Source organism: Allorhodopirellula solitaria, from assembly GCF_007859855.1.
Lineage (GTDB): Bacteria > Planctomycetota > Planctomycetia > Pirellulales > Pirellulaceae > Rhodopirellula > Rhodopirellula solitaria.
In genome coordinates, this window is record NZ_SJPK01000005.1 from 435524 (window position 1) to 446044 (window position 10521).

At 55.3% G+C, this 10521-nt stretch carries 12 protein-coding genes and 1 pseudogene; 4 read left to right on the plus strand and 9 right to left on the minus strand.

Annotation, left to right across the window (positions count from 1 at the left end; all coding sequences use genetic code 11):
- The 5 genes from CA85_RS12990 to CA85_RS13005 all read right to left on the minus strand — a co-directional run bounded on the left by CA85_RS12990 (position 1) and on the right by CA85_RS13005 (position 3315).
- Positions 1-456, minus strand: a complete 456-nt coding sequence (locus CA85_RS12990) for a hypothetical protein (RefSeq protein ID WP_146391741.1) — start codon at positions 454-456, stop codon at positions 1-3.
- The gene (locus CA85_RS12995; protein WP_186774915.1) at positions 453-1007 is read right to left on the minus strand and encodes an RNA polymerase sigma factor; all 555 of its coding nucleotides are present in this window, start codon (positions 1005-1007) and stop codon (positions 453-455) included. Before CA85_RS12995 ends, CA85_RS12990 begins: the two co-directional genes overlap by 4 nt.
- Positions 1008-1365: 358 nt before the next feature.
- Positions 1366-2295, minus strand: a complete 930-nt coding sequence (locus CA85_RS13000) for a serine/threonine-protein kinase (RefSeq protein ID WP_222435443.1) — start codon at positions 2293-2295, stop codon at positions 1366-1368.
- 12 nt (positions 2296-2307) lie between these two features.
- Entirely contained in the window at positions 2308-2460 is a 153-nt protein-coding gene (locus CA85_RS25405) for a hypothetical protein (protein WP_222435444.1), read from the minus strand.
- A 243-nt stretch (positions 2461-2703) separates the two neighbouring features.
- The gene (locus tag CA85_RS13005; protein ID WP_146391743.1) at positions 2704-3315 is read right to left on the minus strand and encodes an RNA polymerase sigma factor; all 612 of its coding nucleotides are present in this window, start codon (positions 3313-3315) and stop codon (positions 2704-2706) included.
- 1081 nt (positions 3316-4396) lie between these two features.
- On the opposite strand from CA85_RS13005, the gene CA85_RS13010 reads away from it, so the two are divergent.
- From CA85_RS13010 to CA85_RS24925, 4 genes and pseudogenes are all read left to right on the plus strand, one after another.
- A complete protein-coding gene (locus CA85_RS13010; protein ID WP_146391744.1) occupies positions 4397-4843 on the plus strand; it encodes a PIN domain-containing protein in 447 nt (148 codons plus the stop codon).
- Positions 4844-4845: 2 nt separating this feature from the next.
- A complete protein-coding gene (locus CA85_RS13015; protein WP_186774916.1) occupies positions 4846-5115 on the plus strand; it encodes a toxin-antitoxin system HicB family antitoxin in 270 nt (89 codons plus the stop codon).
- A gap of 195 nt (positions 5116-5310) precedes the next feature.
- A pseudogene (locus CA85_RS13020) lies at positions 5311-5679 on the plus strand (TspO/MBR family protein); the annotation flags it as partial.
- 190 nt (positions 5680-5869) lie between these two features.
- The gene (locus CA85_RS24925) at positions 5870-6190 is read left to right on the plus strand and encodes a GIY-YIG nuclease family protein (RefSeq protein ID WP_222435445.1); all 321 of its coding nucleotides are present in this window, start codon (positions 5870-5872) and stop codon (positions 6188-6190) included.
- Positions 6191-6357: 167 nt separating this feature from the next.
- Here the strand turns inward: CA85_RS24925 and CA85_RS25705 are convergent, their stop codons facing one another.
- From CA85_RS25705 to CA85_RS13045, 4 genes are all read right to left on the minus strand, one after another.
- Positions 6358-6813 (minus strand): cyclic-phosphate processing receiver domain-containing protein, encoded by a 456-nt coding sequence (locus CA85_RS25705; protein ID WP_246112756.1) that lies wholly within the window; start codon positions 6811-6813, stop codon positions 6358-6360.
- Positions 6810-7715 carry a GIY-YIG nuclease family protein gene (locus CA85_RS13035; RefSeq protein WP_146391747.1) on the minus strand — a complete coding sequence of 302 codons (906 nt, stop codon included), beginning with the start codon at positions 7713-7715 and terminating at the stop codon, positions 6810-6812. The genes CA85_RS25705 and CA85_RS13035 overlap by 4 nt, the downstream gene beginning before the upstream one ends.
- Positions 7716-7797: 82 nt before the next feature.
- A complete protein-coding gene (locus CA85_RS13040) occupies positions 7798-8172 on the minus strand; it encodes a YbjN domain-containing protein (protein WP_146391748.1) in 375 nt (124 codons plus the stop codon).
- Positions 8162-10213, minus strand: a complete 2052-nt coding sequence (locus tag CA85_RS13045; RefSeq protein WP_186774918.1) for a C-terminal helicase domain-containing protein — start codon at positions 10211-10213, stop codon at positions 8162-8164. The genes CA85_RS13040 and CA85_RS13045 overlap by 11 nt, the downstream gene beginning before the upstream one ends.
- Positions 10214-10521 lie beyond the last annotated feature (308 nt).

The following is a 10521-nucleotide window of genomic DNA, read 5'->3' on the forward strand; positions in this document are numbered from 1 at the left end:
TCATTCTCCACTGAGTTGAATTATCGACTTCGATTTAATCCGGCCCACCCCACACAGGTAGGTTTCTTCTTGGCGAAAGGTCGTTTTGTCTAACGTCTCGTCGTAGTTCACGGCGCTCGTTGCCATGGCACTCGCGACTTCGCCTAAGGGAGCTGAATCAGAGTCTTGGGCGACCTGCTCGTTCGTGCCAGATGCGTTGGTTTCTCCTCGCAGGCTCCAGCCGATCCCGATGCCTACGAGCAAAGATGCAGCGATAGCCGATACAAGAATGCCCGCCCTCGGCCACGCCGTTGCGATGAGATTGACCGAACGATGAGGCGTTGCCGGAGCGGCTTCATTGGCGGCGGCAAGGCACTTTTCACGCAAACCCGGCGGCGGTTCCATTTCTCGGAGACCCCGAAACTCCTCGGAGAGAGCTTGGTCGTCGTCGTCCCTTGGTTCGCTATGGCGGGTCATTGCGTTGGTCCTGAATCAGCTAAGAGTTGTTTGAGTTCAATTTTGGCGCGATGAAGGTGGCTCTTGATCGTGCCAATCGGCATCTCACAGATTGCGGCAATCTCTTTGATGGAAAGCTCATTGATGAAGCGAAGGATGACGACCTCTTTTGTTGGCTCTTCCAGCTTTGCGATCGCGCATGAGATTTGCAGTTTCTGTTCATCCTTTAGCAGCGAATCCTGCGGCGATTCCCCATCTGATTCCATGGTCGACCAGGTCACATCGCTCGCCGCCGTTCTTGAACACGCTCGATAGTGGCCAGCGCGAACATGTCTCGCGGTCGCGTAAACGAATGCACGAATTTGATCTTCACCCCCGCGAAAGCCAGAGACGCTTTTCAGGACTTGGAAGAAGGTTTCCGCGGTCAATTCCTCGGCCTCCGGTTGTGAGCATCCGCGACACAGCAAATACCGATAGACCGGCGCGAAGAATGCTTCGACGACCGACTCAATCGCCTCGGAATCACCCCTGCGGAGGCGTTCTGCAGTTCCGGGCGTGAAAGATGCGGTCAATTGCTTACTCGATCTGGCTATCGCGTTATCGCCGGCGTGTCCCGATGACCATAGGAAGTTGCTTCAGCGATAGAAAGGTTGCAGAGAATCGAAGATTTTTCGCAGAAAGCGCAGTACTGATCTAACGCGAGCGACACGCTCGTAGCCGCCGGCACCCCCCGCAGCGAGCACGCGACCGTGCTTCGAGCCGAGGCCAATCAGCCCGATTCCGATTGTCCGCTTGTCCGCTAGACGGCCGTTCGAAGCAGTGCAATCCAACGCGACTCATGGACCCGTTTGGCGATCCAACCGTCGAGGATGAGCAAAGACTGTGCACACTCGGCTCCACCCCCAACGAAATGAAATGGCCGACTTGGCGTTACTCAAGGCACGGTTTGACTAAACGCGAAAATTGTCCGCGATCCGTCAGCACGAGCGTTTCCGGCGATGAAAATATGCGGATGCTTCTGCACTTGGAGTCTCGACAGAGGTCTCTATGTGTGGGAAGACCTGCATGTTCGACGTCTCGATTTTGTTTCGATTCACTTCGACAGCTCATCTCGTGGGAGCCACTCGCACACTGTTGTTCAATCTCGTGCAGTCCGAAAAGCTTTCTGATGATGATATCGCGGAATTGGAACGACTCGCCAAAGACACCTCCTGCGGACTCAAACCGCTGATCAGGCGTTTTGGACAGCAACTTCAGTACGGTTGATTCCAACCAAGCCGGAATGTCCGAGTTGCTTTCGCGGATTCCGCGCGGCGTGTCGTCTGTGATTCTTCGCAGAACGGCATAGCTCGTTTCACTGCGGAAGGGCGGGTGGCCGGTACACATTGCGTAGAGAACACAACCAAGTCCAAAAAGATCGCTCCGTCCGTCGATCGCTTCGCCCCGAACTTGCTCGGGTGACATGTAGTGTGGTGTGCCGGGATGAAAACCACTGCGGGTCAGGCTGGCGTCATCGGTCGCCCGCGCCAAACCGAAGTCCGTCAGAAGGGCTCGCTCGACGCCTTCGTCTAGCAAGATGTTCGACGGCTTCACTTCGCGATGAATCAAGCCTTGGCTGTGGGCCGCCGCGAGTCCTTTGGCCGCGTGCATGCCGATGCGCAGCACCTCGCAAACTTCCAGCGGACCATCACGATCGAGTCGCTGTTGCAGCGAACCGCCAGCGATGTACTTCATAACAAGAAACGGGTGTTCTTCATCTGTTTCGACGTTGTGAATCGGGACGACATGATCATCGACAACTGCAGCAGCAGCCCGAGCTTCCCTAGCAAACCGGCTCCTCGCCGCACCACTGCCGGCCAAGTACGGTGCCAGTCACTTCACCGCCACGGGACGATTCAGTTCGGTGTCATACGCTTTGAAAACAACGCCCATGCCGCCGCTACCGATCAAGCGTTCGACATCGTAGCGACCGATTCTTCCCATCATTTCAGGATGGCTGGCGTCGGACAGAAGCGATTCGGCCATCGTGTCCGTCCATGCAAGCGGACGCTTCCGTCTTTCGCGAGCTTCGATTGATTCGGCGTAGTCAACGTTCGACTCTTCGCTTGTTGACAGCCAGCGCTGCGCCGCATCCCATTGCTCGTCATTGGCGGCCAAGTGTGCCAGATGAGTTTGGCAGACCTTGCAATGCTCCAAATGGTGGGCAATCTCGGGGCATGCGTTTCGGTGTCGTCGTCAGCGTCGAGCACGTCCGCAAACACGATGTCATCACACTTCATCATTAGAATTGTCTCTACGAGATTTGACCACGCTTTGCAATCGCTTCATCACCCGGCTGCGAGCGATATAGACACTGCCTTTACTGATACCAAGATCTGCTGCGACGTCCTCAATAGACTCACCCAGCACCGCCGTGCGTTGAAAGGCTTGCCAAGTTACGTCACTCACGCGTGAACGGACGACCGCCGAAGCACGCATGAAAATTTCGCGTTGCACTTCTTCGTCGAAATGGCTTGAAATATCCCGAGCTGCTTCGATTTCGTCGAAGTGTTTCTCAGCATCGTCGCCACCGACGCCCCATGGCCGATGCTTTCGACGCGTCAAGAAGTCGATCGACAAATTTCGGGCGATCCGAAACAGCCATGCTCGAAACGCTCCGCGATCATCTCGCTCCAGCCAGCCAGCGACGCTGCGAGCGACGGCCGACAAAACTTCCTGGACAACGTCATCAGCGTCCGCTGCTTGTAGCCCCAGGCGTCGCGCCGTCCGGTAGATGACCGGGGCGTAGATTTCCGCGAACTCCTCCCAAGCCGCGATGTCAGCCGCATCTTGCAATCGCAGAATGAGGCTGGCTCGCGTTTCGGGTGGGCTAGCGGTCATCTGGTATCCGAGTAGGGCAAGGAACTGAGCACTTAGGTGCTCCTCTACGAAGAAGACTCACTGCGATCAAGAATCTTTCACAGAAAGGGACAGCTTTCTTGAACACGGGATTCGCGTTGGCAACTCGACGTTTGCGGGGTAATCGCCAGCGGTGAATCGCAACGCGATTTTACCGCGTTGCGTTTTCGCCAAGCGGGTTTGCGAGGCATCGAAAGAACGAGTCGGACAATGCGGTGAGCCCCAGAAGTTTCATCGATTGGGTTTGCATCTGGACCGCCAAAAGAACCGCAAGTGAGTCGAACAACTCGTTCTCTGTTTCTCTAAATCACATTACCCAGCCGTTCTCAACTCGACCGCCGCAAAACGGGGAAGCGGCTACCCCCTCAAACGATAGCAGACCAAAAACCCAACGTTTTGCCGGCTAGATCCTTTCCGTATCCGGACCGTCTGGGAGAGTCGGACGGCTCTTAACCCGAACAGACAGAGAAACGAAGAAACAGAGAAAACGGCCCAAAGTGGCCGAAATGTTCCCGATCCCATAACCCAGGGTAATGACGCGGGTCAAGAAACGAAGAACGCGGCGGACCGGTCGGCAACGCGAAAACACCGCGATTTACTGGGTGAAAACGAAAAAAGGCCGGCATGCTGAGTATGCCGACCTTTCGTTCACATCAGGGTCTGAAAGCATTTGGAACTTTCAGAGAAGTTGCGGGAACCGAACTCCTTTCAAAAGGTCTATCCACACAAAGTTATCCATAAAGGAACTTTGGCCGCCCTCCTATGAAAATGTGGTAAACGCATCCCTAAATTAGCCGTTTTGGCGTTAGCCACGGTTCTTTTCTCGCCCCCTCCTGAATGCTTGCACACCACGCGATACTTCGACTTCATAACCCAGGATTTCACACTTCACCCCTGACTCTTCAAGCTTCCCAACGCTCAGCCGCAACCGCCTTTGCGGCAGGTTTCGCAGATTCGGTGGCAACGCATGCGTCGCATGCTTACCGCCAAATCTGCTTGATGGAAGGAATCTGATGTAGCACAATGTGGTATCACGCGTGGTAGCTGCAGTTGAGGTTCAAAGTTGGAAAACGCCTACCCTCCCATCGTTCTTGATGCGAACGTTTTGGTCGCAGGAGCGTGTCGACATGAAGGCGGCTTGGCATACCGAGTGCTGATGGCTGCCCTTGGCCGTCAAGTTCCACTCATGCTTACCGAAGGGATTGTGGCTGAGTATGCAGACGTTTTGGGGCGGCTGGCTGTAAGAAAGCTGACCGGACTGACGGTGAAGCAGAACGCTGATTTGATCTTGGATCTCATTTCGCTGTCGCACCAAACTCAACTCCATTTTAGTTGGCGACCGAACCTGCTCGATGAAGCGGACAACAAGTTCATCGAGGCTGCCATCGCCGCTACTGCAATCATCGTCACCGATAACGTTCGCGATTTCACGCCGTTGGATCTCGTTAAGCACGGATGGGGCGTGATGACGCCGCTTGGGTTCACCACACTTTACGACCTGGAGAATTGACCATGGCAACGCTTTCCTTGCGAATGCGAGATGACCTGAAAGCAAAGGCACAAGAGTTAGCCAGCAAACAGGGTGTTTCACTGAATAGTTATATCAACGCAACGCTTGCAGCAACGGTCGCTCAGACCGAGACGCTCGCGATGATGGGCGACCGGCTAAGCAATGTCGATCGGGAACAGTTGCATGCACGAGCCATGAAGTTTATGTCCAAGACTCAAAGTGGAACCGAGCCGGCTCCAGCCGAGATCGAGCGAGCCATCTCGGGCAAGTAAACGATGGCAACCGCACAATCCCACTCTTCGAACCTCAACCAATTGATACGGCGCCCAATCAACCACAGACCGGCAGTGACCACCATCCGTAAAATTTCGTGGCCAATCTTTCAGCCTTCACCCCTCTCTCTTCCAACTTCTACCCGCCCTTCTCATTCCAAACTTCCAAACATGACTTGACGAGACTGGTACGACGCCCTCGATAAACCGGCTTGGACGCCCGAGCCGTCAACGATCAGCCTGATCTGGCAGATTCTCTACCCCGTCATCCTGGTGACGTTCGCGTACGTCTTCTACCGAGTCGCCCGCAGGCAGATTCCGTGGCCCGTCGCGATCCCGTTCGCCATCAACCTGATCGCCAACATCGCTTTCACGCCGATTCAGTTCGGCCTGCGGAACCTGCCCCTCGCTGCGCTCGATATCGCGTTCGTCTGGATCACGATCCTCTGGACCATGAAAGCCATCTGGCCGCACCATCGCTGGATCGCCGTTGCCCAGATCCCGTACCTCATCTGGGTCACGATCGCGAGCGTCCTGCAGTTCACGATCACATGGAACAACTAATGGTGGCACGGGAGTCTCCATCCAACCCGAACTCGAAGCGAATCGGCGTGGCAAGAGGATCACGCGCGAATCCCACCCGAAACCAATCCGCAACTACAATGGGCCTGGATTATGTCGAGAACTTGGAGGCGTCGGTTTGGAAAATTCAGGGGTTTACTTCATCACGTGTGAATGCTTCGGCGCGAAGTTCGTGAAGGTCGGGAGATCGACCGATGTCGCCAGTCGCCGGCGCGAGCTGCAGTGCGGCTGCCCATTCGAATTGATGATCGAATATATTCACCCGGTGGATGACGAAGAGGCGATCACGCAAGAGCGGCGTTACCGCGCGAAGCTCCGTTCGCTAGCACAGCAAATCCAACAAACGGACGCCTGGAGGTTATCCACCAGCGAGAAACTGATGCCGAGATGGTTCCCCTTCGTCGGCGAGATCGAAGCTTACGTGCTCGAGCTAAAAAACGGGGAGTCGCCGGAATCGGCCTTCGCGACCGACCAGCAGTCAATGTTGTTTTGAACAAGAATCGACGACCGCAGTCAACGCTGTCGGCAAAGTTCATTGCCAGCGGACGGCCACCTGTCACGACGCGAGCATGAGCAGCAACCATCGCCGTCATACTGGCGACGCTGACCAACATCACCGCATGATCGGATCGTCAGGTCGTCGTCAACAACGCATCATCGCTAGCCGCGATCACCTTCGCAGCAGGTCTCGCAAATCCGGTGGCATACCGAGCACTGCAACTTGGCGCGGATGTCGATCAATCGCACACCGCAAACCGGGCACGCAGGATCGCAAGACGGTGGGCGGTTTGGTTGGGCCGGTCGGGAATCTTGATTAGGAGTTCGCTTTTTCACCATTGCCTCGATCGCCCGGATGCCACTCTCCATCTTCGTCCTCGCCGACACGTTCGCCGAGTGAACCTTCATCGCCGGCGGCACGAAGCCATGTAGCGCCACTTGTTCTTCGATCCAAAGGACGACATCGTAGCCGGTGCCACGGTTGTCACCACCAAGATCATGGTCCAGGCTGATCTCGGTGACCGCACCGGTTGTCAGCAACTCGATCGCCTCGGCGGGCCAGTAAACTCGCGTGTAGCCGTCAGGCGTAGTTCGTTCATCGTCGAGATAAATCTTCATTCGCTATCGTCGCTTGGCAGTTGTGCCTGGTGCCAGTCGCCGTAGGTTTGGCGTGTGTCGCTTGTCTTCCAGGCCGCACGCCCGTTGGTGTTGCCGGCTGCGACGATGGCGGCTCCAGCACTCGGGCTGCTGAGGTAAACGTCTTCGGCGAAGAGGAGCAGTCTTTTGTCAGGAATTTCGACCAGCTTTTTGTCTTCGACCAGTTGTGCTCGTAGCTCGCGATAGCTTGTCCAACTTGCTCGCGGTTCCAGCGTCGCGGTTGAACCTTTCAAAACAACGAACTCGCCATCAATCTCTTTCGCTCTTGCTGATGCCTCGCCCGAAGCGAACTCGAAGACTGGCGAGCTGTCGGTTGGTTCAGGCTTGCCTGGGGAAGTGAAATGAACCGTCGGCTTTGGCTTCAGAAACGAGAATCCAAGGACCGGCAACACCAACTCGATATGCTCGAGAAAGCCCTCCATATCGGCGACGTCCGCTTCCGGCATTGGTGGCAGCGGCGGCGCGGTGCCGTTGTGGATCTTGGCGCGGCCGGCGGCGTAGCCCAAGGAGATCAAGCGACTTTCCAGGTATCGAACATGGGCTTTGGTCAGATTCAAGTCCTTGCTGATCACGGCGACGCAGCGCGTCCAGAATTCTTTGCGTTCATCCTTATCGTGAGAAGCCAGCCGCGTGAAAACGTTGTCGCCTTCGCCCACGTAGACAACCTCACCGATCGGATTCTCAGGATCCGGTCCCGCGAGAATGTAGATGCCTGTTCGCGTAATCTCTTCACGCTTGGCCAGTTCGGCCAATTTCGTTCGTGGCGAAACCAGCAACTTGCCACTCCAGTTCATAACCTCGGCAGTGAGCAAGCCTGACGCGTCACCGTCGACGAGAAAGATGCGTATAGATCGTCCATTCAACTTTAAAATCCCATTGCTGGCGCATGTGGGTCGGTTTGGAGGAAAGCATAGCGTCCGCGTCGGTAGAAAACATCAATCGCAGTCATTCTTGGTCTCGTCCTGTTAGCAAGAATTCAAGACGGTCGGCCTCGACCGCAATGGTGCGGAGATAGAATTGAAACTCTTCCGGCGTGAGCCCAGACGCTGGCGCCCGGCACTCAGCAATCAATCGGTTCTTACGGTCGATGCGGAAGGCGACCAACGATACGCTTCTGTTCCGCTTCCAAATTGTCAACGGTAACGTAGGCGACGACTTGACGACTTGCTGCTTCACAACGAATGCTCTAAGTACGAGTTCGCCGTCCCTATCAATCACCTCGACGCGATGCTTACGACCGTCACGGAGCGATACTTCAACTTGGCTACCTTCGATGCTGAAGTCTGCCGGCTTTGACATCTGAACCCAATCAGTCGTCATGAGACATCTCCTTACGAAGTTCTTCTCGAAATTTGTCTAGCGACTCATCTCGTCCCGGCAGTAGCTCGAACTCAAGCGTATCTGCGTCATGCACTACTCGACAAATCAGATCTGCCACCCGCTTTCGATTCGCCGAATCGTTGCCGCCCAGAAGCACTTCACCTTCGGTCGTCAAATCGTAGCTGCGATCGTCTTTCCTAACGATTGCCCCAATCTTCATCGGACTGGTAGACGCGGCGTGCAGAACCGCCTCCATCTCACATCCGGGATCAACGCGTCCAACTGGACTAATGCACCGGACGCATGGAAAATGGTCGATGGAGTCAAGGATAAGAGTGAAAGGTTGAATGCGTTGCTTCAGCTTCGCTGTCCCCATTAGCACACCTGCTGTAACCGCTGGCTCCCATTGAATCGTCAGGCCCGAAAGCTCATGGCGCGCGAGACCATTGAATCGTTCGTGAATCTGTCTCTGAATTCGATTGGTAGCGGCTAGCGTTTTTCTGGTCCCGATCAAATGTGATTCTCGGACGGGAAACGCAGTTTTCAATCGGCCGCGAATCTGCTCCGGAGGTTTCCGTGCTTTCGCAAATTCATCGCTCGTATTGATCGTTCGTTGTTCCACTTTGGCGACAGTGAGACCTTCGTGCATGAGCCGCAGGAACACGTTCATACGATCCAGCACCCGGTGGACCTGAAAGACTTCCACTGTGTCCTCCAAGTGAGGAAAATACACCTGCAATTTCTCGTCGCCACAAAGGCTGTCCACATGCAGGTCGGAAAAACGCCGATCCGAATGAGAGCGAACACGATCAATTCGCCCGGTCCGTTGCTCCATCGAAGACGGAGTCCATGAGATTCCGTAGTGGTGTATTGACGAACAGAACGTGTGAAGGTCTTCACCCTCTTGCAGCAGGTCCGTAGAAAACAAGACCAGCGGATACCCTGGCATGCGAAACTGACGGACCAATGTTTCATTTACCTTTCCCGACATTCCGCCTACAGGCTGTTGGCGACCCAGCAGCCCGCCAAAGTCCCTGGCCGCATCATCGACATGCTGGTCACGAACGTCTGGCGCGTTGACATCGACGATCAAGTCAAAATTCGCCGCAACAGCGACCAATTCATCGAACGCTCGCCAGCCCCTAGCGTTTCGATCCGTTATCCGCTGTTGTTCAAGAAGATCGAGATATTCAGAAATTTGGTCCGTGTTGGATGCCACATCATCTTCGGATCCGCGCTGCTGTGATTGTTGATCGAGGCTTTTTAGACGGGCTGCGACTAAAACATACAGATCAATAAACGCGTGACCCAACCGAGCCACCGACGCAAGCATACTTCCCCGCCACTCACGTTCTCGAAACCGTTTCGTAGCGCAATCGTCGACCGGATCAGGCCACAGAGCAGCGCGAAGTTCGGGGCGTTGGCGCAGCTTGGTGAAGAATGTTTCGACAGAAAGCAAACCGTCAATATCAGACGCTTGCGCAGCGGGGTTGGCGTGAACTTGCCGTTCAAAACGTTCGTGCCATGCAACGCGCGCTTCCTCTTGGAAATGGCACTTCTTATCCTTTAGCAATTCAATCGCCGCTGCCTGCACAGCTTCAAATCGATCAGCGCGAGTTTGTCTTTTCGCCCCGCCGCTGAGGAATCGACCAGCCGCCTTTTGCAGCACTTCGATAAGTGCTGCTGGCGTGAGCCCAAGCAACTTGCCGAGTCGACCCTCGACCTCGGCGGGTTCGCATCTCATAACATCGGCAACGTAGTTGTCGGAAAAGAACGTAGCCAAGACGGTACCGCGTTGAATAAACCGACGTTGGATATTCGCGCCGCTAACAACGTTCTCAGGCCCTTCGCCACGAAAGAACCACGCGAAAAACGTATCCAATCCTCCGGAATCCGAACCCTTGCCACGGTCCGAAGGAACATCAGCGGAGGAATCAAGTTGTTTGGCTCCTGCAGCGAGCCGCTGCTGTCGAAAAGTCTCGAACAGGGACTCCAACGGTTCCTGCATCCGCTGAGGCAGTTCGGCGCGTAGACGATTCATCAACCATTCGTTATAGCGGTCATCCAGTTTTCGCTTTAACTCCTTAACGGAGGCGACCCGGCGGACAAAAACCAGAGCCTTCTCCCCGGTATCCCAGCATTGCGAAAGCGATTCGACCAACGCATCCATTTTAGGATGCGGTAACTCCGCATGAAACTTGCTACGGTAGGAACGTGCCAGGCGGGTGCGATCCGCTTGGTGCGCTCGACGAGTCCTGCATCACGCTGTTTCCAAATTGATAAGGTCGCCGACGGTCGGTTTTGACTGGAGCCAGTTCTCATAGACGGCATCCCACACTCCACTGAGCA

What these genes read in the sequence shown, in the direction of transcription:
- CA85_RS25705 (WP_246112756.1), bottom strand. Translation starts at nt 6,813, where the DNA reads ATGAAGATTTATCTCGACGATGAACGAACTACGCCTGACGGCTACACG.
- CA85_RS13005 (WP_146391743.1), bottom strand. Translation starts at nt 3,315, where the DNA reads ATGACCGCTAGCCCACCCGAAACGCGAGCCAGCCTCATTCTGCGATTG.
- CA85_RS13015 (WP_186774916.1), top strand. Translation starts at nt 4,846, where the DNA reads ATGGCAACGCTTTCCTTGCGAATGCGAGATGACCTGAAAGCAAAGGCA.
- CA85_RS13040 (WP_146391748.1), bottom strand. Translation starts at nt 8,172, where the DNA reads ATGACGACTGATTGGGTTCAGATGTCAAAGCCGGCAGACTTCAGCATC.
- CA85_RS25405 (WP_222435444.1), bottom strand. Translation starts at nt 2,460, where the DNA reads ATGGCCGAATCGCTTCTGTCCGACGCCAGCCATCCTGAAATGATGGGA.
- CA85_RS13045 (WP_186774918.1), bottom strand. Translation starts at nt 10,213, where the DNA reads ATGAATCGTCTACGCGCCGAACTGCCTCAGCGGATGCAGGAACCGTTG.
- CA85_RS12990 (WP_146391741.1), bottom strand. Translation starts at nt 456, where the DNA reads ATGACCCGCCATAGCGAACCAAGGGACGACGACGACCAAGCTCTCTCC.